Here is a 22,210-nt window from a genome sequence, read left to right on the forward strand (position 1 = left end):
CCGGGCCACCCTACCGGCGCCCCGGCAGTGCCGATGTGCGGACCAGGCCGGGTCACACGCGGGTGCGACTGACGTCACACAGGCCACGTCGATGACCAGCGTCCTTTCAGCCCGTCCGGCCGTTGAGGACAAGCCCACCCGCCCCTCTCGACGCCGGCCGACATCTGCCAGCCTGTCCGGCGCTTGAGGACGAGGCCCTTTAAGGGCCGAAGCGGGGGTCCGGGGGCGGCAGCCCCCCTGGGGGTCCCCCCTGCTCTCGTCACCCAGGCCCCCACCAACGCCACCCCCGCCATCGGCAGGAAGACCGCCGCGAACGCCACCGGATGCGAACCGGACGCCTCCATCGCCGTATGACTCACCGACCCCCCACCCAGCGCAGCGAACGCCGCACCACCCACCGCCAACAGGATCACGTTCGACAACGCGTCGGAGATCTGAAGGGCGGCGGAGTTGGTCCCGGCCTCCTCCGGAGCGGAGAGATGGAGCAGCAGCACGCTGGTGGACGAGATCACCAACCCCATCCCGAAGCACCCGAACCCCCACACCACGGCAAGGCTCCAGACCGGCACGGAGCCGACCAGCACACCCGGCGCGGCGGCGATGGATACCGCCACCAGCACCATCCCCAGCGTCATCAGCCGTTCCCGATACGGCTCCACCCGCGGCCGCGACTGCAGCCACGACCCCAACGCCCAGGTCACCCCACCCGCCGCGAGCGAGAACCCGGCGAGCGTCGGCGACAGCCCCCGCTGGGTGACCAGCATCAACGGCACGAACGACTCGGCCGCGATGAACGACCCCGCGGCAACCCCACGCAACAACACCACGGACGGCAACCCACGCGCCGCCCGATACGTCCCACGCGGAAGCAGCCCCAGCACGGCCGGCACAAGGAGCGCGGCGCCGACGACACCGGGAACCAGAGAGAGCCACCGCAGGTCCTGCGCGGCGTACTGCAACAACGCCGCCCCGAGCGAGATACCGAGCGCGAGCCGAATGCGACGCCGGTCGAACGAAGCGACGCGGCCGGAGTCGTCGACCGGTCCCCCCGCCCGCCGCCGTATCTGCGGCAGCGCGAGCGCGAGCGGGAACACGACGAGCACCGGAATCCCGACGAACACCCACCGCCAGCCCAGATGCTCGGTCACCGCCCCGGAGGCCAGCGGCCCCACGATCGACGGCACGACCCAGCCCGCCGCGAACGCCGCCATGATCGCCGGCCGCAGCCGCTCGGGGTAGGCCCGCCCGACGACCACGTACAGGGCGACGATCACCAGGCCGCCGCCGAGCCCCTGCACGGCCCGCCCGAGAATGAACAGCCACATCACCCCGGCGGTCCCGGCCAGCAGCAGCCCGGCCCCGAAGGAGGCGATGCCGGCCGTGAGCGCGCCGAGCGGCCCCCGCCGGTCCGACCACTGCCCGGCGAGCACCATCCCGAACAGGCTGGTGGTGAAGTAACCGGAGAACGCGAAGGCGTACAGCGACACTCCGTCCAGCTCCCGCGCGGCAACCGGCATCGCCGTCCCCACGGCGGTCGCCTCGAAGGCGATGAGCAGCACGACGGAGACGATCCCGATACTGAGCGCCCGATACGACCTGCTCAGCACAGTCTCCTCGGACTCGGGGACCGAGGGCACATCGGATCTTTTCGCAACGTCGGCGTCACGCGGCTCGAGGACAGTCATGGTCGCCAGCGTAAGGGCCACAACCAACTTTGACCCCTGTCGAGAGACGGCCCCACGATGGGACCTTGGTCGTACGACCGGGGCTTCGTGCACGGACTTCATGAACGGCGTATGGCAGTCGCATTGCAGGGCGCGCGATTCCCTTGAGCCACGCTCGGCCCCGCCCGTACGGTCGAACCACCGATCAAGGCCGTGTGCCCGAGTGGTTCAGGGATTCGCCTGCAAAGCGAATTACGCGGGTTCGATTCCCGCCACGGCCTCTGTCTTTCCTCCTCGTCCCCACGCCCTCCCCTGTCTCTCCTCAAACGGGAGCACAACCCTCGACACCTTCCAGGTGTCCAGAACATGACTGGACGGCAAAGCTCCGGTCGCTGTGCTTCCTGTTTCGACGAGGAGACCCATCCGTGCGCCAGCGCATCCGCCCCTCGCACCTCCGCACGTCGGCGGCCTTCGTGGCCGCCGCCGCGATCGCCGCGGCCGTTCCCGCGGTCGCCGCCTCTCCGGCGTTTGCCGAGGAGGGCGCACCCTCCCTGGTGATCTCGAATCTGCCGAGTACGTCTCCGAAGCCCGGCGAGGTGTACGACGAGAAGGTCGTCATCACCAACAACGGCACGGCGGCCGCCGACGGCGTCTCCTTCCGGATCCGGCTGACCCGGGGCCTCGACTTCCCCGAGGACGTGCAGGGCTGCACCTACTCGACCGTCGAGAACCAGGTCAGGCAGGCGCTGTGCGAGCTCGACACCGTCGTCGCACCCGGCGCCTCCGTCGAGACGCCGGTGCGGTTCAAGGCGCTGCCCAACGCGCTGATGGAGGCCGTCGAGTACGGCACCTCGGCCACCGGCGAGACCCCGGGTGAGGGATTCGGCGACAGCTACCGGCGGCTGACCCTCACGGCGGACAGCTCCGCCGACCTCGTCGCCGTCGGCGAGGACACGGAGGCCCTCGCGGGCGGCGAGCAGTCCATCACGGTGAAGCTCCGCAACGACGGCCCCGGCTGGATCCAGAACCAGGAGAGCGACGACCAGACGGCGCTCATGGTAAAGATCCCGAAGGACACGGTGGCCGCCGAAGTACCCAAGGAGTGCGCGCCGTTCGGCATCGACGGACCGTCCGGCCCCGGCGGTACGCCGGGCAAGTCCACGTACGTCTGCTGGCCCGCCGACCACACCATCGACGTCGGCGAGTCCCTCTCCTTCACCTTCATGCTGAAGATCGACGAGGACGCGAAGACCACCACGGGCGAGGTGAAGGCGACCTCCGTCTACGACATCCACCCGGAGTTCGACAAGAACCCCGCCAACGACAAGGCCCAGATCCGGATCTCCATCCCCACCGACAACGAGCCCGGCCCCGCCACTTCCGGCGGCTCGACGGACGGCGGCTCCACCACGGGCGGCGACGGCAACGACCCCGAGGGCCAGTCCACCGGCGGCACCGGCAGCACGGGCTCCACGACCACGGGCGGCACCGGCTCCGCCTCGGCCGGCTCCTCGACGGGCGGCTCCACCACGGGCTCCGTCGACGGCAACCTGGCGAGCACCGGCTCCGACGGCACCCCGCTCATCGCCGGCGCCGCAGCCGCCGCGGCAGCCCTCGGCGGCGGCCTGATCCTGGCCGTACGCCGCCGCCGCGCAACCGCCAAGTCCTCCTGAGACCGCCAGGTCCGAACTGACGCCCCTACCCCTGGGGCCGACGCAGCGGGAAGCGCCCGGCCGGTCCGGTCTCAGGGGTACGGCGTCGTCCGCGCCACATGCGCCTGCAGCAGCGGCGAGCTCTCGAACCCGAGCCGGGCGTACGCCGGCACCGCCCGGTTCGAGGAGTGGACGGTGACCCGCTCCAGCCCGAGCTCCTCCGCCCTGGCCAGAGTCTCCGTGATCAGCAGGCCGCCCAGCCCCGCGTCACGCGCCTCCGGGACGACGTACACGCACTGAAGGTCACCGGACGACCGGTCCGGCGCATGCGGCGTCGGTACGCGGTGCACGACCGCCGGCCAGGCCATGCCGATGACCTCCGCGCCCCGGACCAGGACCATGCAGCGGTGCGAGGAGGCGTGCTGCCCGGCCCAGGCGACGAAGTGACGTACGAAGGCCTCGCGGTCCATGGCCGCCGGTGCGGCGTCGTCGCCTTCGAGGATCCACCGCCACCGCAGCTCGGCGGGGCGGACGGTGACGGGGTCCATGCGGTGCTCCGCAGGGGCGCCGTCCGTCGGGCTCACCGCCCCGCGCCCACCGCTTCGAGCACCCCGCTCGCCTCGTCCTGGAACGCCTCGGTCCAGTAGTGCCGGCCGCCCCTGCCCGCCCTGGTGCCGGTCGGGTCGACCGTCGACAGCACCTGGAGCATGGTCATGGCCAGCTGGTCGTAGGCGTCGCTGGTCAGCGCGTGGCCCGACTCCTGGTCGATCGTCTGCTCGCGGTGCAGCAGCCAGAGGGTGAAGGTGAGCGTCGAGACGTCCGTGTTCAGCGGGAACAGCCGCGCCTCGGACTCGCTCCAGTTCAGCACCGCGCCCGTCTCGCCGTCGACGACCAGGCTGTTGTCCTCGACGAGATGACCCAGGCGTATCAAGTGGGCGGCCCGGGCGGGGAGTTCGGCCGAGGGGTCGACTTCGGCGTAGTACTCGGCCAGCGTCGGCAGCGAGACGTCCGGGTCGAGGGAGAACAGGAAGCCGTCCTCGGGCAGGCCCACCTCGCGCAGGAAGCGGCGGGTCGGCTCGTGCGTGAGGGTGCCGGGGAAGTCGACGTCCTCGAAGCGCACCACCTGGCGCCGGCCGAACTCCTGGTCCAGCAGGCGCGACGGCAGGTCCAGGGCGAGCCCCGACTCCCCGGCCCGGCCCGCGACGAGCGCCAACGGCCGGATGAGCGCCGCCATTCTCCAGAACGGCGCCGGTTCGCCCTCCGTGCCCTCCTCGAACACGGCCAGCAGATGCCGCGACGCCTCCGCGACCGCCTTCGGGCCGTACCGTCCGACGTAGGAGGCGAACTGGCCGCGCAGGCCCGCCAGTTCGTCCGTCGCCCCCGCGAAGCGCACCAGCGTCCGCAGGGACGGCGCCAGGGGGCGGCGGTCCATCAGGTCGGGGCGGTCGTGCAGGAAATGCGTCGTCGAGATCTCGCCCGTCGCTCCGTCCAGCAGGACCGACTCCGTCTCCAGGCCGCCGGGCCCCAGCAGTCCGCCTATCACCAGCTGGTCCCTGAGCTCCACCGCCAGCCGGTCCTGCGGGTCACCGGTCGAGTCCGCCACCGTCCGCAGGCCGTCGCGGCCGAGCTCGGCGAAGGTCAGCACACCGCTGTCGCCGGGCAGTCCGGGGCCCGTCAGCCAGCTTCGCGTCGACGCGTGCGTGACGAACGGATCCAGCTCGGACTCGGTCAGGACGATCGCCGTATCACCGGCGTGAGTCGTGGTCGTCGTGCTCATGGCTCCCCCGCATGCGCTTTCACATCGCCCCCGGGCACGACACGGCCGACCGGCCGGCCCGCCGGACGCGGCTGCCGTCCCCACTGCCCAGAACACTACGCGCCACCACTGACAACGCCCCCGGACCAGCACGCCCACTGATAGCGCTTCACATCACTAGACGCTCAGCCCACCCTCGAACGTTCCCTCCCGGCGAGAATCACCTCGACCGACCCTGCGTCAGGTCGGTCCCGGAAGGCCGACGTTGCCGGCCGGCCGCACAGCGCTTCATGGCCGACAAGGCACGCTCCCGCACCGCCGGGATCAACGCCTCGCACGCCGTCTGCGTCTCGCGCCCACGAGCCGTCACCGGCCTGATCGAAAAGGCCGCCTCTGCCGCCGCGCGCTGACACACGCGTCACCGCACCGGCACGCGAGGCAGTGCGATCAGTGGCCGGTCACCACCGCGGCCTGCGGCCGGATCGGCAGCCGGTTCACGGGACGGCCGGTCGCCGCGCGCACGGCCGACGCGATGGCCGCCGGTGACGTCACCACCGGCACCGCGCTCACCGCCTTCGCGCCGAAGGGCGCGACGACGTCCCGCTCCTCGACCAGCTTCACGATCCGGATGTCGGGGGCGTCCAGGGCCGTCGGCAGGGAGTAGCCCGTCAGGTCCGGGTGGCGGATCAGGCCGCGTGCCGAGCGCAGGTTCTCCGTGAGCGCTATGCCCACGCCCTGCGTCACACCCGCCTCGATCCGTGCCTCCAGCTGCGCCGGGTTCAGCACCCGGCCGACGTCCTGGGCGAGGGCCAGCTCGACCACGCGCACCGAGCCCAGCTCGATGTCGACGTCGACGACCGCGCGGATCGCGCAGAAGGACATGCCCACGAAGGCGTCGCCCTGGCCGGCGTCGTTCAGCGGCTCGGTCGGGTGCGGGCGGCACTGGGCCGTCGCCCACAGCTCCTTGCCGTCCAACGCCTCGGTGACGGTGGTCGACAGGACGCCGTCGTACGACGTGATCTTGCCGTCGGTGATCTGGAGCAGCTCGGTGGACATGCCGAACTTGTGCGCCAGGGGCTGGAGCAGCTGCGTACGGACCATCTTGGCGGCCCGCTCCACCGCACCGCCGGACACCCAGGTGTGGCGGCCGCGGCAGCCCGCGCCCGCCGGGGGCTGGTCGGTGTCGACGGGCGCCACGTGCACCTCGTCGATGCCCAGGGTGTCCTGGACGATCTGCCGGGCGAGCGTGGTGAAGCCCTGGCCGGTCTCGACGGCCGCGCACAGCACGGTCGCGATACCGTCGTGGACCTTCACGGTCGCCGTGGAGACCTCGTCCGCCCCCTCGGCGCCGAGCATGTGCACCATGCCCAGGCCGTAGCCCACGCCACGCCGCACGGCGCCCGGTTCGCCGGCGCCCTCGGGGCCGCCGGGCAGCAGCCACTCGTCCTCGGGGGTGTCCTTGGGCAGGGCCGGGAGGGGGTAGTCGCGGACGGCCTGCAACAGCTCCGCCACCGGGGCCGGGCAGGTCACCGTCTGGCCGGTCGGGAGGACGTCACCCGTGGCCAGCGCGTTGCGCAGGCGCAGCTCCGCCGGGTCCACGCCGAGCTTCTTGGCGAGCTTGTCCATCTGCGCCTCGTAGGCGGCGCACACCTGCATGGCGCCCTCGCCGCGCACATGGCCGGAGGGCGGGTTGTTGGTGCGTACGGCCCAGCCCTCGATGAAGGCGTTCGGGACGACGTACGGGCCGCAGGCGAAGCCGACCGCGGCGGCGAGAGCCTCGGCGGACGTGTCGGCGTAGGCGCCCGCGTCCAGCAGGATCTGCGCCTCGACCTTGACCAGCCTGCCCTCGGCGTCCGCGTGGTGGCGGTAGCGCAGCAGGGTGGGATGCCGGTGCGTGTGGCCCAGGAAGGACTCCTCGCGCGTGGCCGTCAGCTTCACCGGGCAGCCGGTCTTCAGCGCGAGCAGGCCGAGCGGGAGTTGGAAGCCCTGGTCCTCGCGGTCGGCGGTGGCGCCGGGGACGCCGGTGACGACGACCTTGACGCGCTCGGGCTCCAGGCCGTAGCAGGCGGCCGCCCGGTCGCGGTCGGTGTGCGGGTCGGTCGAGGCCAGGTAGAGCTCCACGCCGCCGTCGGGGCGCGGCACGGCGAGGCCCGCCTCGGCTCCGATGGGGGCCGGGTCTTGGCGGCCGATGCGGTACAGGCCCTCGACGACGATGTCGCCGGCCGCGTCCGGGTCGCCGTGGCGCAGCGGGATGTGCCGGATCAGGTTGCCGTCGGGGTGCAGCGGCTCGGCCTCGAAGGCCTGCTCGGGGTCGGTCACCGGGTCGAGCGTCTCGTACTCGACGATGACGGCCGCGGCGGCCAGGCGTGCGGTGTCCGGGTGGTCGGCGGCGACGGCGGCGATGGGTTCGCCGTGGTGGCGCACGACCTCGGAGGCGAAGACCGGACGGTCGGCCTTGCCGCGGCCGACCAGCGGGCTGCCCGGCACGTCCTCGTGCGTGACGACGGCCCGTACGCCGGGCATCTCCCGCGCGTGGGTGGTGTCGATGGACTTGATGCGCGCGTGCGGGTGCGGCGAGCGCAGTACGGCCGCCCACAGCAGGCCCTCGGCCCACAGATCGGCCGCGTACGGGAACGTGCCCTCGGTCTTTGCGCGAGCGTCGGCGGCCGGCAGGGACGCGCCGAGGCCGTGCGGGATCGGCTCGGGGGCGGGTGCTGCCTCCGCGGCTGTGGTCGCGGTGGCGGCTTCGTTGCTCACGCCTGGCCTCCGTCCTGGCCGTACGCCTGGTCATGCGGTCCCATGGCACCGGGGGCCTCGAACGCCGAGCGGTGGACCCCGCCGGCTCCCGGGCCTGCCTGGTGAGGGATACGCGGCTCGTCCCCGTCCTGTTCGCCGTCGTCGGCGCCGGTGTACGCCTCGCGCTCGGCGACGACCTCCTTGACGGCCTCCACCACGCCCCGGTAGCCGGAGCAGCGGCACAGGTTGCCGCACAAGGCCTGGCGGGTCTCCAGCTCGGTCGGCGCCGGGTTGCCCTCCAGCAGGTCGTGCACGGTCATCGCCATGCCCGGCACGCAGAAGCCGCACTGCACCGCGCCGCATCGCGCGAGCGCGCGCTGCACATCCGAGGGCTGCCCGTCCTCGGCGAGGCCCTCGACCGTACGGACCTCGGCGCCGGCGGCGGTCACGGCCGGCACCAGGCAGGACGCGACGAGCCGTCCGTCGACCTGGACGTTGCAGGCCCCGCACTCGCCCTGCGAGCAGCCGTCCTTGGCGCCCGCGAGGCCGAGCCGCTCGCGCAGCACGTAGAGCAGCGACTCGCCGATCCAGGCGTCCGAGACGGGCCGGTCGGCGCCGTTGACGCGCAGGACGTAGGAGGCCAGGGGGTGTTCCTCGCCGGAGGGTGGCGGCGCGTCGTCGTCGGCGCCGGCCCGCTCGGGCTCCTCGGCTCCGGAGTCGGCCTGCCCGCTCTCGGCGGCGGGTGCCGCGGGGCCCTGGGCGGCCTCTGTGGCGCCTTGGGCGTCCGCGGAGTCCCTTGCGGGCTCACGGGTCCCGGGAGCGGCCTGTGCGGCCCCTGAAGCGCTTTCGGCGGAGTCCTCGGCGGGCGGCTCGGCGTGCTCCGGGGCGAACGCGGGCCGCTGCACGCGCGCGTGGGCTTGCGCGCCGCGCGCCGCGGACGGGTCCCCGTCCCGGCCGAACCCGGGCCGGGCTCCGGCGGGCCGTTCGCCGGCGCGTGCGGCGTGCGGGTCGTCCGGGTGGGGTCCGGCCTGTCCCGGGCGTCCGGGAACGTGCCCGGCACCCGCGGGCCGCCCGGGCGCGGGCGCGGTACCCAACGCCTCGCCGGCTGCCGCCGCGGCCTCCGCCTGCTGCCCCCAGGGCTGTCCGGTCGGCTGGGTCGCCCACGGTGCGGGCGCGCCGCCCGGCAGGGTGGTCGGCGGGGTGCCGCCGCCCCACTGCTCGACGAGCGACGACGTGGTGAACTCGCCGGATTCGTCCGGAAGGTCACCGTCGGCGACGGGGATCGACCACTGTCCGGTGACGTCGTGACCGGGCGCGGCGGCGTCCTGGCCCGCCGCGGTCTCCGAGAAGTTCCACTGCTGGGTGGCCGCGGGGTTGTACGCGAACCGGTCACCACCCGCGTCCTGCGCGGCGGCGTTCGGGTCGGGCCACTGGGTGCCCTCGGCGGGCGCGCCCGCGGCCGGCCAGCCGCCGGGTGCCGTGGGGTCGGTGCCCGCGCCCGGCGTGACCGTTATCTGCGGCGGGACGTACCCGTGGCCGGGCGCGGCGAGCGGGCTGTCGGATGAGGCCAGGAGGGCGTCGATGCCCCCTTCGGGGAGCTTGACGAAGGCGGTGGCGCCGTCGTCGTACTCACCCTGGGGCAGCGGGTCCCAGCGGCCCGCGCCCTGGGGCGTGCCCTCTCCGTGCCGGTCGTCGGTCACGACAGCGCCCTCCCCAGTGCTCGTCGGGCCAGCGCGGCGACGGTGCGCCGCAGGTGCAGTACGGCGGGCGGATGCTGAGTCACGGACCCGTCCTCGGCCGGGGCCGGGTCGGGGATGCAGGCCGCGGCGACGTACTCCCCGAAGGCGTTGAGGGCCTCGGGGACGATCGCGCGGCTGTTGTCCCAGTCGATCAGCTGGGCGACCCACTGCTCGGCCTCCAGGGGCCGCAGCGGCATCGGCGCTATGGCACCGACGGCGCACCTGACTCCGCGCCGGGCGGGGTCGAGCACGACCGCGACGGACGCCATCGCGCGTCCCGGGCCGGTGCGGCCGGTGGCCTTGAGGAAGACCTGCGGGGCGTGCAGCAGCGGCACGCGCACGAAGCCGATGAGTTCACCGGCGCGCAGCATCTCCATGCCCGCCAGCAGGTGCGAGACCGGGATCTCCCTGCGGGCTCCGCCGGGGCCCGCGACGATCAGGGTCGCTTCGAGGGCGGCGAGGACCGGCAGCGCGTCACCGGTCGGGGACGCCGAGGCGATGTTGCCGCCGAGGGTGCCCGCGTTACGGATCTGCGGCGGGCCCGCGGCGCGCGCCGAGGCGGCCAGCGCCGGGATGAGGGCCGCGAAGTCGGGGCGGCCCATGCGCGCATGCGTGAGACCCGCGCCGAGCAGCGCGTGGCCGTCCTGGTACTGCCAGCCGCGGATCTCGCTGATCCGGCCGAGACCGACCAGTGCGGCGGGCCTGAGCTGCCCGGAGTTGACGGCGGCCATGAGGTCGGTGCCGCCCGCGACGGGCACGGCGGCGGGCATGGTCGCGAGTGCCGCCACGGCCTCGTCCAGCGTCGTGGGCAGCGTGACGGCCTGCGCCGCCTGCGGTGCGTGCGTGGTCAAACCGGCTGCCCCTTCCCGCTGCCCCACCTGGTCCCACCTGTTGCTGCCGTACGGTACGTGCTGACAGGGCGGACGTGGCAACTCTGGCACATCTTCGCAGGGCACGAAGACAGGGGTCCGCTAGGAGGCATTCGCCCACCTGATCAGGGAGATGGTCCGTTTTCGTACGCCATCACCCGTGCGTACCGATTGACACTCTTCGGTGACCCCTTGCCGGTTTTTTTCCATTATCTGTTCGGGGGCGGCCCGTCGATCGGCCGGCCGAGCACTCCGGGGCGCCGCTGCCAGGGCCGCGGTCCCGTCGGTGGCCGGTAGGCGACCCCGAGGGCGTCAAGTCGCCCGTAGTGGGCGGCCAGTCGGCGCTCGAAGTCGGCGAAGTCCCGCCGCTCCGGGGCGGGCAGGCCGCTCCAGGCCACCTCGGCGAAGGCGGCGAGGCGCGGGAAGGTCTGGTAGTCCACGCGTGCCGGGTCCTCCATCACCTCGGTCCACACGTTGGCCTGCGTACCGAGCACATGCCGGGCCTCGTCCGGCGTCAACTCCGGGGGCACCGGCTCGAACCGATAGACGTCCTCCAGGGTGCGCACATAGCCGATCGGCACCGGCTCTTCGGCGCCCGCGTCCTGACGGTGGTCCAGGTACACCTGCTGCTCGGGGCACATGACGACGTCGTGGCCCGCGCGGGCCGCCGCGATACCGCCCGCGTACCCGCGCCAGGACGACACCGCCGCGCCTTTCGCCAGACCGCCCTCCAGAATCTCGTCCCAGCCGATGAGCCGGCGCCCGCGCGCGGAGAGCCAGCTGTCGAAGTGGCCGATGAACCAGGCCTGGAGCTCGTCCTCGTCCTTCAGCCCGAGTTCCCTGATGCGCGCCTGCGCGGTCGGCGACTGCCGCCACTGGTCCTTGGGGCATTCGTCGCCCCCGACGTGAATGAACTCCGAGGGGAACAGCTCCAGGACTTCCTCGAACACCCCCTCGTAGAAGCGCAGGGTGTTGTCAGTGGGGGCGAGTACGTTCGGATTGATCCCCCAGGTGTCCCAGACGGAGAGCGCGGAGGTGTCGATGACGTCAGTGTTGCCGAGTTCCGGGTACGCGGCGATGGCGGCCTGCGAGTGTCCCGGTACGTCGATTTCCGGGACGACGGTGATATGCCGCTCGGCGGCGTACGCGACGATCTCGCGGATGTCGTCCTGGGTGTAGTGGCCACCGTGCGGCTTCTCCTCCCACAGCGGGGAGGCCCGATGGCCGAATTTCGTGCGCGCCCGCCAGGAGCCGGCCTCGGTGAGCCGGGGGTACTTCCTGATCTCGACGCGCCAGCCCTGGTCGTCCGTCAGATGGAAGTGGAAGACGTTCAGTTTGTGGGCGGCCAGCAGGTCGAGGTAGCGCAGGACACCGTCCTTGGGCATGAAGTGCCGGGCCACGTCGAGCATGAGGCCGCGCCAGCGGAATCGGGGGGCGTCCTCGATCGTGACGTGCGGTACGGCCCAGGTGCGGTCGCGGCCGATCGGGGCGCTGCGGTAGGCGTCGGGGCCGAGGAGCTGGCGCAGGGTCTGGGCGCCCCAGAAGACACCGGCCGCGCTGCCGCCCTCGATCAGGACGCCGGTCGAGTCGCTGACGAGGCGATATTCCTCGGGGCGCAGCCCGGGGTCAAGCCGGAGCCCGATGCCGTCGCCGTCGATGTCGTCGAGTTCCCACCCCTCGCGCAGGGGCAGCCCGGTGGCCTGGCGCAGCACGGCGCTCAGCCAGTGACCGACCCTCTCCGTCTCCGGGCCGGCATAGATCTGGGAGTACGCCGTCAGCCTGACCTCGCCGGAATCGGCGACGACATCGCGGGGCATCGGAATCAGTTCAGTCACGTCAGTCCTTTACCGCTCCGCCCAGCCCCGACACCAGCCGTCGCTGCACGAGCACGAAGAAGATCAGTACCGGAATCGTCATCACCGTCGAGGCCGCCATCACCCCGCCCCAGTCCGGCTCGTCCGGCTTGTAGAAGACGAGCAGGGCCATCGGCAGGGTGGACTGCGAAGTGTCGCTGATGATGAAGGACTTGGCGAAGAGGAAGTCGTTCCAGGCGGAGATGAAGGAGAAAACGCTGGTGGCCACGAGCCCGGGGAAGACCAGCGGGAAAAGGATCTGCCACAGGAATCGAGACCGGCTCGCCCCGTCGATGTAGGCGGCCTCCTCCAGAGCCTGAGGAACGGCCTTCACAAACCCCCGCAGCATCCAGATCGCGAACGGCAGCGAGAAGGCGATGTGCGGCAGGATCAGCGAGCCGAGCGTGTTCAGCTGGCCGAAGTCCCGCATGAGGAAGAACAGCGGGATGGTGAGGGCCTCCACCGGCACCATCTGGGCCACCAGAAACATGATCAGCAAGGTGGTCCGGAAGCGGAACCGGAATCGTGTCACCGCGGTCGCCGCGAGAAACGCGATCAGCGCGGAGGCGATCACCACGGTGCACGCGACGACGAGGCTGTTGACGAAGTAACGGCCGAATTCGTTCTGCTCGAAGACCCGCCGGAAGGAATCCAGCGAAGGGTCCAGCGTCCACGGCCGCGGCTCGCTCGACTCGATCTCCCCGGCCGGTTTGAAGGCGCTGAGCACCATCCAGTACAGCGGAAAGGCCACCACCACGGCGATCAGCAGCGCGGACGCCTCAGCGAGCAGCCGCCAGGGCCGCCGTATGAAACCCAGGGAACCCGCGGAACGCACGGAACTCACAGCTCCTCCCCTTGCCTGCGCAGCAACCGCAGATAGACCAGCGTGACCGCCAGCAGGATCAGCAGCATCACCACGCCGATCGCCGAACCCAGGCTGTACTGCGAGGACGCGAACGCCTTCTGGTAGGCGTACACGTTCAGCACGAGGTTCTGACCGGCGATGCCGCCGCCGTTCGTCATCACATAGATCTGGGTGAACACCTTGAAGTCCCAGATGACCGACTGGATGGTGACGACCACCAGGATCGGCCGCAGCATCGGCGCCAGCACCGACCGCCAGACCCGCCACTGCGAGGCACCGTCCAGCTCGGCGGCCTCCAGCACCTCGGCCGGGACGGCGCGAATGCCGGCGTACACCGTCACCATCACGAACGGGAAGGAGCACCACACCACTTCGAGCAGCACGAGGAGGAAGGCGCTGAACCGCCCGTACGTCCACGAGTGGTCGCCGAGCCCCAGCACCCGGTTCACCGGCCCGAAGTCAGGGTCGAACAGGAGCAGCCACACCGTCGACCCGGTGATGGCGGGCGTCGCCCACGCCCCGAGCGCGGCCAGCATCAACGCCAGCCGTGGCACGGCACGCACACGCGTGAGCAGCACGGCGAGCGCACACCCGACGGCAAGCGTCGACACGACACACGCCGCCGCGAAGACGACGGTGGCCAGCAGCACCTGCCAGAACTGGGAGTCCGAGAACAGCTCCGAGTAGTTCCCGAACCCCTCGAAGGTCGTCGGCTCCCCGCCACTGACCTGCGCCTGGGTGTACTGGAGGAACGAGATCAGCCCGAGCTGATAGATGGGGTAGACGAGCAGCCCACCGAGCACGACAAGGGCGGGCGCGAGATACAGCCAGGGAGTCCAGCTCTTGCGACGCCCCGCGCCGGAACCCCGCCGGGGGCGCGGGGCTGTGCTGAATTTGCGGCTACCGCCGCGTGGGCGCGACCCGCCACGAGCAGCCCGCACCCGCGACCGATCCGCAGCCCCCACCCCGGTAGGCGCCGTCATCCGACCGAACCAAAGGCATCATCCATCTTCTTGGCGGCGTCGCCCGAAGCCCCGGCGACATCCTTCTTACCGCTGATGACCTCCTGGAACATCGTCGGCAGAACCAGCGACGCGTCGATCTCCGACCAGGCCGGCGACGCGGGCACGAACTTCGTCCCCGACCCCAGCGTCTCGACGAAGGGCTTCACGAACGGCTCCTGCTTCGCCGCCGTCTCCCGCACGTCCCCGAAGGTCGGCAGGAAGCCCATCGCCTCGAACATCGACGCCTGCGTCTTCTTCGAGGTGAGCTGCTCCATCAGATCGACCGCCAGCGTCCGGTGCGACGTGCTCTTCAGAACGCCGATGTTGTTGCCCCCGGCGAACGCCGGCGCGACGGACCCGGCCTTCACCCCCGGCAGCGGCACGACCGCGTACTTGCCCTTCACCTTCCCGGCCTCCACGGCCGCGTGGCTGAAGTCGCCGCCGATCGCCATGCCCGCCTTGCCGGCCGCGAACGCGGTGACCGTGTCGTTGCCGCCCATTCCCGCGCACTTGGCGGCGGGACAGTTGTCGTCGGAGAAGAGGGACGTGTACTCCTTGATGCCCTTCTGGGCGTCCGCGCTGTCGATCGCCGAGGCGTACGAGCCGCCCTTGCCCGCGGCGAGCTCACCACCGTTGGCCCACACGAACGGCATCGCGCCGTAGGTGTACGCCCCGCCCACCACCAGCCCGTACAGCTCGGGCTCGGCGGCGCGGATCTTGCGGGCCGTCGTCGCCAACTCGGTCATCGTCTTCGGCACTTCGAGGCCGAGTCGCTCGAAGACGTCCGTGCGGTAGTACAGGGCGCGGACACCGACGTAGAAGGGCGCGCCGTAGATCTTGCCGTCCACGGTGACGGACTGCTTGGCGGTGGGGTCGGTGTCCTTCGCCTCGCTCCAGTCGCCGAACTCCTTCGTGACGTCGAGGAGTCCGCCGTCCTTCACATAGCCGGCGGTGTCGGTGTTGCCGTACTCCATGACGTCGGGGGCGGACTTCGGGTCGTTGAAGGCGGCCTTGACGCGCTGGGCGCGGGTCTCGATCGGTATGTACTCGACCTCGACCTTCGCGCCCTCGTGCTCCTTCTCGAAGGCGTTGACGACGGAGTCGACGACCTTCTCCTTCGGCTTGTTGCCGACCTCCTGGAAGAGCCACACCCGCAGGGTGCCGGTCGTCTCGTCCTTGTCGGAGGAGGAGTTGTCGGAAGTCTGGGGGGCGCAGGCGGCGACGACGAGCGCGGCGGCCGCGAGTGCGGGGACCCTGAGCGAGCGGACGGACAGCTTCATGATGCTCCTCCGGTGAGGTGTTGCAACATGCGCAATGACGGTTTCGCTGTGCACAACACTCGGAGGCTAGGGACTTCATGAACAGCCCCACAAGAGGTCTCAACCACTCTGTGACCGGCGGACGCACTCCATGCAACGCACCGGCAGCACAAAGGCCCCCAGGGCGCGCAAAACGCACCCTGGGGGCCTGACGGCTACCGGGGCCCCGGGCCCGCCGGGCCGGAGGCCGTGGGCCGGGCTACTTGTCGCCCTTGCCCTTGCCCTTGTCGTCGCCGCCGCCGGCGCCCATGGACTCGTAGATCTCCTTGCACATGGGGCACACGGGGTACTTCTTCGGGTCGCGGCCGGGCACCCAGACCTTGCCGCAGAGCGCCACGACGGGGGTGCCGTCGAGAGCGCTCGCCATGATCTTGTCCTTCTGGACGTAGTGCGCGAAGCGCTCGTGGTCGCCGTCGCCGTGGGAAGTCTGCGGCGTGGGCTCGACGAGGGTCCCCGTACCAGTCCCGCGCTCGGGCTCGAGAGTGCTCATACCGCCAAGAGTACTGAAGCTCACATGCATCAGTTGAGCGAAGGGTCGTCCGCATACGTGGCCACCATCGCGAGCTCGTTGCGCTGGCGCCGCAGCACCGAGCGCCAGAGTCTTTCCGGGGACGGAGAGGACACATCACCCGGCTCGGACTCCACGACGTACCAGGCGCCCTCCACCAGCTCGTCCTCCAGCTGGCCGGGGCCCCAGCCGGCGTACCCGGCGAAGATGCGCAGACTGCCGACGGCCGAGGCGAGCAGCTCCGGCGGGGCCTCCAGGTCCACGAGCCCGATCGCGCCGTGCACCCGGCGCCAGCCCAGCGGGGCGCTCTCGCCGTTCGCGTCGCCGGGGATGACCGCGACGCCGAGCGCCGAGTCCAGCGACACCGGACCGCCCTGGAAGACGACGCCGGGCTCGCCGGCCAGTTCCGCCCAGCCCTCCAGGATGTCGCCCACGTCCACGGGGGTCGGACGATTGAGGACCACACCGAGGGAGCCCTCCTCGTCGTGGTCGAGAAGGAGCACCACCGCGCGGTCGAAGTTCGGGTCCGCCAGGGCGGGCGTTGCCACGAGCAGCCGCCCTGTGAGCGAGGACACCTCGGTCATGCCAGACATGATCCCGCATCTTCCCTTCGCGTGGGGAGGCAATACCGGTTCGCCAGTGAATGCAGCTCAGGGCGGAAAGTAGCGTCCCCCGGCGCACGGCAGGAGCGGTGACCGCTTGTGCCCGACGGCCAACCGTTCGTGTTGTGACAGAGCTATGACGTTCCTGAGCCCTCCTTGGGCTTACTGAAGGGGGGGCGGCGGCGATTACCCTTTCTCTTCCGGCCCCTGCCCAACTCATCGGAACGCGAGATACATGACCGTCAACGACGATGTCCTGCTTGTCCACGGCGGAACCCCGCTGGAGGGCGAGATCCGTGTCCGCGGTGCGAAGAACCTCGTACCGAAGGCAATGGTCGCCGCCCTGCTGGGCAGCGCGCCAAGTCGACTGCGCAACGTTCCGGACATCCGTGACGTGCGGGTCGTACGCGGCCTGTTGCAGCTCCACGGGGTCACGGTCCGTCCGGGTGAGGAACCGGGCGAGTTGGTGATGGACCCGTCGCACGTGGAGAGCGCGAACGTCGCTGACATCGATGCCCACGCGGGTTCGAGCCGCATCCCGATCCTGTTCTGCGGCCCGCTGCTGCACCGCCTCGGTCACGCCTTCATCCCGGGCCTCGGCGGCTGCGACATCGGCGGCCGGCCCATCGACTTCCACTTCGAGGTGCTGCGGCAGTTCGGCGCGACCATCGAGAAGCGGGCGGACGGGCAGTACCTGGAGGCTCCGCAGCGGCTGCGCGGCACGAAGATCCGGCTGCCGTACCCGTCCGTCGGCGCGACCGAGCAGGTCCTGCTGACGGCCGTGCTCGCCGAAGGCGTCACCGAGCTCTCGAACGCGGCCGTGGAGCCGGAGATCGAGGACCTCATCTGCGTGCTGCAGAAGATGGGCGCCATCATCGCGATGGACACCGACCGCACCATCCGCATCACCGGTGTGGACAGTCTCGGCGGCTACAACCACCGCGCCCTGCCGGACCGTCTGGAGGCGGCCTCCTGGGCGTCGGCGGCGCTGGCGACCGAAGGCAACATCTACGTCCACGGCGCCCAGCAGCGCTCGATGATGACGTTCCTGAACACCTACCGGAAGGTCGGCGGCGCCTTCGAGATCGACGACCAGGGCATCCGGTTCTGGCACCCCGGCGGCCAGTTGAAGTCGATCGCGCTCGAAACGGACGTGCACCCGGGCTTCCAGACGGACTGGCAGCAGCCGCTGGTGGTGGCCCTGACGCAGGCCACGGGCCTGTCCATCATCCACGAGACGGTCTACGAGTCCCGCCTCGGCTTCACCTCCGCGCTGAACCAGATGGGCGCGCACATCCAGCTCTACCGCGAGTGCCTCGGCGGCTCCGACTGCCGCTTCGGCCAGCGCAACTTCCTGCACTCGGCGGTCGTGTCGGGCCCGACGAAGCTCCAGGGCGCCGACCTGGTCATCCCCGACCTCCGCGGCGGCTTCTCGTACCTCATCGCGGCGCTGGCGGCCCAGGGCACGTCCCGCGTCCACGGCATCGACCTCATCAACCGCGGCTACGAGAACTTCATGGAGAAGCTYGTGGARCTCGGCGCGAAGGTGGAGTTGCCGGGCAAGGCGCTCGGCTAGGCATCCCCGGCTCCGGCCCACCACGACGCCGGTCCCGGCCGGGGGCCCGGGGGTTGCCCCCCGGATGAGCACAGCATGGAGAAGCTCGTGGAACTCGGCGCGAAGGTSGAGTTGCCGGGCAAGGCGCTCGGCTAGGCATCCCCGGCTCCGGCCCACCACGACGCCGGTCCCGGCCGGGGGCCCGGGGGTTGCCCCCCGGATGAGCACAGCATGGAGAAGCTCGTGGAGCTCGGCGCGAAGGTCGAGTTGCCGGGCAAGGCGCTCGGCTAGTCGGGCAACCGGCCAGTCGTATATACGACGATGGGGCGGCCCTCCGGTGAAGGAGGGCCGCCCCATTGGCGTTGCTGGGCCCAGGGGGCCGCGTACACCGTCCCGTCGGGTCCGACAGGCGAGGTTACTTACCCTTGGCGGCTTCCTTGAGCTTGCTACCCGCGGAGACCTTCACGCTGTAGCCGGCCGGGATCTGGATCGGGTCGCCGGTCTGCGGGTTGCGGGCGGTGCGAGCGGCACGGTGGGTGCGCTCGAAGGTCAGGAAGCCGGGGATGGTGACCTTCTCGTCGCCCTTGGCGACGATCTCGCCGACGGTCTCGGCGAACGCGGCCAGCACGGCGTCGGCGTCCTTGCGGGTCACCTCGGCGCGGTCGGCCAGCGCGGCCACCAGCTCACTGCGGTTCATGTTGTTACTCCCGTGTTCATTTGCCTTGAGGCGTGCCACGCGGCGGAGCCGCATGTCGGGCACAGCGATGTCGATGCTGCCAGGGTCCTCGTTGCGTCCCCGGACCCGGGTCCGTGTCAGACCCTCGCGCCCAGAGACGCATCCTGCCCCTACCTGCGGCGGGAAAGCCAATCCGGCGCCCGGAGGAGTCGTGAGAACACCCTTGGGAGTCACACGAAGAGAGGGCCCGAGCTTGGCCGTCACCATAAACGGCTGCCAGAGGCCCCAGGTTCCACGACGCGCCGTCACAAGGGCTTGCCGTGGCGATCCTCACAGCCCACGCACACTTTTCGGGGCTGTGAGGCACCGAACCCGTATGTTTACTCGCCCGACGCCACCGCGGACCCCGCCTTCGCGGCCTCCCGCACCGCGCCGGCGACCGCGCCCGCGACCTTGTCGTTGAACACGCTCGGGATGATGTAGTTCGGGTTCAGCTCGTCCTCGGTCACCACATCCGCCAGGGCCTTCGCGGCCGCGAGCATCATGTCGGTGTTGACCGTGCGGGACTGCGCGTCCAGCAGACCGCGGAAGACACCCGGGAAGACCAGCACGTTGTTGATCTGGTTCGGGAAGTCGGAACGGCCCGTGGCCACAACTGCGGCCGTCTGACGGGCGATTGCCGGGTCGACCTCGGGGTCCGGGTTCGCGAGCGCGAACACGATCGCGTTCTCGGCCATGGCGGCCACGTCGTCGCCGTCGAGCACGTTCGGAGCGGAGACGCCGATGAAGACGTCCGCGCCGCGCACGGCCTCCTTCAGGGTGCCGGTCAGGCCCTCGGGGTTGGTGTTGTCGGCGATCCAGCGCAGCGGCGAGTCGGCGGGGGCCTCGCGCAGGTCATCGCGCCCGGCGTGCACGACGCCGTGGATGTCGGCGACGACGGCGTTCTTCACGCCCGCCGCGAGCAGCAGCTTCAGGATGGCCGTACCGGCCGCGCCCGCGCCGGACATGACGACGCGGATGTTCTCGATCGCCTTGCCCGCGACACGAAGTGCGTTGGTCAGGGCGGCGAGGACGACGATCGCCGTGCCGTGCTGGTCGTCGTGGAAGACGGGGATGTCCAGGGCCTCACGCAGCCGCGCCTCGATCTCGAAGCAGCGGGGCGCGGAGATGTCCTCCAGGTTGATGCCGGCGAACCCGGGGGCGATGGCCTTGACGATCTCGACGATCGCGTCGGTGTCCTGGGTGTCGAGGCACAGCGGCCAGGCGTCGATACCGGCGAAACGCTTGAAGAGCGCCGCCTTGCCCTCCATCACGGGCAGCGCGGCCTTCGGGCCGATGTTGCCCAGGCCCAGCACGGCCGAGCCGTCCGTCACGACCGCAACGGAGTTGCGCTTGATGGTCAGCCGGCGCGCGTCCTCGGGGTTCTCGGCGATCGCCATGCAGACCCGGGCCACACCCGGGGTGTAGATCATGGACAGGTCGTCACGGTTGCGGATGGGGTGCTTGGACTGCATCTCGATCTTGCCGCCGAGGTGCATGAGGAACGTACGGTCCGAGACCTTGCCCAGGGTGACGCCCTCGATGCCGCGGAGCTGCTCGACGATCTCGTCGGCGTGCGCGGTGGAGGTGGCGGCGATGGTGACGTCGATCCGGAGCTTCTCGTGACCGGATGCGGTCACGTCGAGGCCGGTCACCGAGCCTCCGTGGGACTCGACGGCTCCGGTGAGCTGGGAGACCGCGGTTCCGCTCGCGGGCACCTCCAGCCGGACCGTCATCGAGTAGGAGACGCTGGGCGCCGTTGCCATGGCCGACTTCCTCTGCTTTCACCGTGTGTCGCTGTATGCCGTCCGATCGTCGCACCTACCGCTGAGTAGGAGTTAGCCGGGCATGGATTGCGAACGTATTGTTCGCCACGCCCACGCATGAAAAGAGACCCGCGTCACATCGTGACGCGGGCCTCTTCTACGTTCATGACACCGACCCGCCATGCTCGCCTCGCGGCAAGTGGTCGCTCGTAGCGACGAAGGTTGGGCCCGGGGGCTTGGATCGAGCCGGTGTCACACCCAGGCTAACAAACAGATCCCGTAAGGCCATTCCCGTACCGCGAGTTCATTTCCCGGCCGCCGGCAAAGCGCCCGTTCGGCCCCGCTCAGTCCCTCAGCAGGTCGGGCACGCCGGACGCGTCCGGCTCGTCCCGCTCCGCCGAGACCACCGTCAGCTGCTGGGTCGCCCGGGTCAGCGCGACGTACAGCACCCGCAGTCCGGCCGGTGACTCGTCCGCGATCTCCGCCGGGGAGACGACGACCGTGGCGTCGTACTCCAGGCCCTTCGCCTCCAGGCTGCCGAGCGCGACGACGCGGTCGCCGAGCCCGGTGAGCCACTTGGCCGCCTCCTCGCGCCGCCGCATGGCGACCACGACGCCGACGGTCCCGTCGACCTGGTCGAGCAGCCGGGCGGCCTCCTCGCGGACGGTCTGGGCGAGGGAGTCCCGTACGACCGTGAAGCGCGGCCGTACGCCGGTGGAGCGCACCGCCGACGGGGACGTCGAGCCCGGCATGGCGAGGGCCAGTACCTTCGCGGCGAGCTCGGCGATCTCGGCCGGGTTGCGGTAGTTCACCGTGAGCTGGAAACGGCGGCGCGGGCGGGTGCCGAGGGCCTCGTCGCGCGCCTCGGCCGCCTCGTCCACGTCGGACCACGACGACTGGGCCGGGTCGCCGACGACCGTCCATGTCGCATGGCGGCCGCGGCGGCCCACCATCCGCCACTGCATCGGCGTGAGGTCCTGGGCCTCGTCGACGATGACGTGGGCGTACTCGACGCGCTCGGCCGCGAGGCGTTCGGCGCGCTCGCGCTGCGACTCCTCGCGCACCGGCATCAGCTCCTCCAGGCCGGTGAGCTGGTCGAGCGGGTCGAGATCGCGTCTCTTCCTCGGGCGGGCCGGGACGCCGAGGACCGCCTGGAGCTCGTCCAGCATGGCGATGTCGTGCACGGAGAGGCCGTCCCGCTTGAGCGAGCGGGCCACCTTGCGCGCCTCGCCGGGGTTGAGGATCCGGCGGGCCCAGCGCCCGAGGCGGCGCTCGTCGGCCATCGCCGCGAGGACCGCCTTCGGGGTGAGCTCCGGCCACCAGGCGTCGAGGAAGGCGATGAAGCTGTCCTCCGAGGTCACGTCCTCGTCGAAGGAGGAGCGCAGCTCGGCGGCGAGCTCGGGGTCGGTGTGCCGGGAGGCGCCGCCGGACTGCGCCCACAGGGCGTCCAGCAACAGCTTGCGGGCGCGCGGGCGCAGCAGGTTCACGGGCGCCGTGCCGCTCAGCGCGGTGTGGCGGATACGTTCCAGCGCGTCGGCCTCCAGCTCCAGGCGGCGCCCGAAGGCGACCACGCGCAGCCGGCTGGGCGGTCCGGCGGGCGTCGGCGC

The 22,210-nt window shown here is 71.2% G+C and carries 17 protein-coding genes and 1 tRNA gene; 3 read left to right on the top strand and 15 right to left on the bottom strand.

Annotated features, from left to right (window positions below; genetic code table 11):
* Positions 1-74: 74 nt before the first annotated feature.
* Complete coding sequence (locus EAO75_RS37470; protein ID WP_261989582.1) at positions 75-1,685, bottom strand: MFS transporter; 1,611 nt, start codon at positions 1,683-1,685, stop codon at positions 75-77.
* Positions 1,686-1,873: 188 nt separating this feature from the next.
* Here EAO75_RS37470 and EAO75_RS37475 point away from each other — a divergent pair.
* Positions 1,874-1,945, top strand: a tRNA-Cys gene (locus EAO75_RS37475).
* Between the two features lie 144 nt (positions 1,946-2,089).
* A complete protein-coding gene (locus EAO75_RS37480) occupies positions 2,090-3,337 on the top strand; it encodes an LPXTG cell wall anchor domain-containing protein (protein WP_147999571.1) in 1,248 nt (415 codons plus the stop codon).
* Between the two features lie 71 nt (positions 3,338-3,408).
* Here the strand turns inward: EAO75_RS37480 and EAO75_RS37485 are convergent, their stop codons facing one another.
* The 11 genes from EAO75_RS37485 to EAO75_RS37535 all read right to left on the bottom strand — a co-directional run bounded on the left by EAO75_RS37485 (position 3,409) and on the right by EAO75_RS37535 (position 16,549).
* Positions 3,409-3,864 carry a GNAT family N-acetyltransferase gene (locus EAO75_RS37485; RefSeq protein ID WP_147999572.1) on the bottom strand — a complete coding sequence of 152 codons (456 nt, stop codon included), beginning with the start codon at positions 3,862-3,864 and terminating at the stop codon, positions 3,409-3,411.
* Between the two features lie 32 nt (positions 3,865-3,896).
* Positions 3,897-5,093: an SUKH-4 family immunity protein gene (locus EAO75_RS37490; protein WP_147999573.1), complete on the bottom strand. Its 1,197-nt coding sequence runs from the start codon at positions 5,091-5,093 to the stop codon at positions 3,897-3,899.
* A 426-nt stretch (positions 5,094-5,519) separates the two neighbouring features.
* Complete coding sequence (locus EAO75_RS37495) at positions 5,520-7,829, bottom strand: xanthine dehydrogenase family protein molybdopterin-binding subunit (RefSeq protein WP_147999574.1); 2,310 nt, start codon at positions 7,827-7,829, stop codon at positions 5,520-5,522.
* Positions 7,826-9,508, bottom strand: coding sequence for a 2Fe-2S iron-sulfur cluster-binding protein (locus tag EAO75_RS37500; protein WP_147999575.1), 1,683 nt, complete (start codon positions 9,506-9,508; stop codon positions 7,826-7,828). Before EAO75_RS37500 ends, EAO75_RS37495 begins: the two co-directional genes overlap by 4 nt.
* Positions 9,505-10,398, bottom strand: coding sequence for an FAD binding domain-containing protein (locus tag EAO75_RS37505; protein WP_147999576.1), 894 nt, complete (start codon positions 10,396-10,398; stop codon positions 9,505-9,507). The genes EAO75_RS37500 and EAO75_RS37505 overlap by 4 nt, the downstream gene beginning before the upstream one ends.
* Positions 10,399-10,625: 227 nt before the next feature.
* Positions 10,626-12,251, bottom strand: coding sequence for a beta-N-acetylhexosaminidase (locus EAO75_RS37510; protein WP_261989583.1), 1,626 nt, complete (start codon positions 12,249-12,251; stop codon positions 10,626-10,628).
* A gap of 1 nt (position 12,252) precedes the next feature.
* Positions 12,253-13,113, bottom strand: coding sequence for a carbohydrate ABC transporter permease (locus EAO75_RS37515; protein ID WP_187284742.1), 861 nt, complete (start codon positions 13,111-13,113; stop codon positions 12,253-12,255).
* Entirely contained in the window at positions 13,110-14,117 is a 1,008-nt protein-coding gene (locus tag EAO75_RS37520; protein WP_187284743.1) for a carbohydrate ABC transporter permease, read from the bottom strand. Before EAO75_RS37520 ends, EAO75_RS37515 begins: the two co-directional genes overlap by 4 nt.
* On the bottom strand, positions 14,114-15,418 hold the full coding sequence (locus EAO75_RS37525) for an extracellular solute-binding protein (RefSeq protein ID WP_147999578.1): 1,305 nt from the start codon (positions 15,416-15,418) through the stop codon (positions 14,114-14,116). The genes EAO75_RS37520 and EAO75_RS37525 overlap by 4 nt, the downstream gene beginning before the upstream one ends.
* A 238-nt stretch (positions 15,419-15,656) precedes the next feature.
* On the bottom strand, positions 15,657-15,947 hold the full coding sequence (locus EAO75_RS37530) for a DUF3039 domain-containing protein (protein WP_147999579.1): 291 nt from the start codon (positions 15,945-15,947) through the stop codon (positions 15,657-15,659).
* Positions 15,948-15,976: 29 nt separating this feature from the next.
* On the bottom strand, positions 15,977-16,549 hold the full coding sequence (locus tag EAO75_RS37535) for a YqgE/AlgH family protein (protein ID WP_187284744.1): 573 nt from the start codon (positions 16,547-16,549) through the stop codon (positions 15,977-15,979).
* A gap of 253 nt (positions 16,550-16,802) precedes the next feature.
* Between EAO75_RS37535 and murA the strand changes: the two genes are divergently transcribed.
* Positions 16,803-18,143: a UDP-N-acetylglucosamine 1-carboxyvinyltransferase gene (murA, locus tag EAO75_RS37540; RefSeq protein ID WP_147999581.1), complete on the top strand. Its 1,341-nt coding sequence runs from the start codon at positions 16,803-16,805 to the stop codon at positions 18,141-18,143.
* Positions 18,144-18,537: 394 nt separating this feature from the next.
* On the opposite strand, the gene EAO75_RS37545 is transcribed toward murA, so the two are convergent.
* From EAO75_RS37545 to EAO75_RS37555, 3 genes are all read right to left on the bottom strand, one after another.
* Positions 18,538-18,819: an HU family DNA-binding protein gene (locus tag EAO75_RS37545; protein ID WP_007382399.1), complete on the bottom strand. Its 282-nt coding sequence runs from the start codon at positions 18,817-18,819 to the stop codon at positions 18,538-18,540.
* A gap of 359 nt (positions 18,820-19,178) precedes the next feature.
* Positions 19,179-20,603 (bottom strand): NAD-dependent malic enzyme, encoded by a 1,425-nt coding sequence (locus tag EAO75_RS37550; RefSeq protein ID WP_147999582.1) that lies wholly within the window; start codon positions 20,601-20,603, stop codon positions 19,179-19,181.
* 344 nt (positions 20,604-20,947) lie between these two features.
* On the bottom strand, positions 20,948-22,210 hold a 1,263-nt coding region (locus EAO75_RS37555), incomplete at its 5' end, for an ATP-binding domain-containing protein (protein ID WP_148000513.1).

The sequence above is a fragment of the Streptomyces sp. UW30 genome, from assembly GCF_008042075.1.
Classification (GTDB): Bacteria; Actinomycetota; Actinomycetes; order Streptomycetales; family Streptomycetaceae; genus Streptomyces.

Excerpts from the sequence above, each read along its gene's own strand:
- EAO75_RS37490 (WP_147999573.1), bottom strand. The coding sequence starts at position 5,093 with ATGAGCACGACGACCACGACTCACGCCGGTGATACGGCGATCGTCCTG.
- EAO75_RS37535 (WP_187284744.1), bottom strand. The coding sequence starts at position 16,549 with ATGACCGAGGTGTCCTCGCTCACAGGGCGGCTGCTCGTGGCAACGCCC.
- EAO75_RS37545 (WP_007382399.1), bottom strand. The coding sequence starts at position 18,819 with ATGAACCGCAGTGAGCTGGTGGCCGCGCTGGCCGACCGCGCCGAGGTG.
- EAO75_RS37525 (WP_147999578.1), bottom strand. The coding sequence starts at position 15,418 with ATGAAGCTGTCCGTCCGCTCGCTCAGGGTCCCCGCACTCGCGGCCGCC.
- EAO75_RS37520 (WP_187284743.1), bottom strand. The coding sequence starts at position 14,117 with ATGACGGCGCCTACCGGGGTGGGGGCTGCGGATCGGTCGCGGGTGCGG.
- EAO75_RS37485 (WP_147999572.1), bottom strand. The coding sequence starts at position 3,864 with ATGGACCCCGTCACCGTCCGCCCCGCCGAGCTGCGGTGGCGGTGGATC.
- EAO75_RS37530 (WP_147999579.1), bottom strand. The coding sequence starts at position 15,947 with ATGAGCACTCTCGAGCCCGAGCGCGGGACTGGTACGGGGACCCTCGTC.
- EAO75_RS37550 (WP_147999582.1), bottom strand. The coding sequence starts at position 20,603 with ATGGCAACGGCGCCCAGCGTCTCCTACTCGATGACGGTCCGGCTGGAG.
- EAO75_RS37470 (WP_261989582.1), bottom strand. The coding sequence starts at position 1,685 with ATGACTGTCCTCGAGCCGCGTGACGCCGACGTTGCGAAAAGATCCGAT.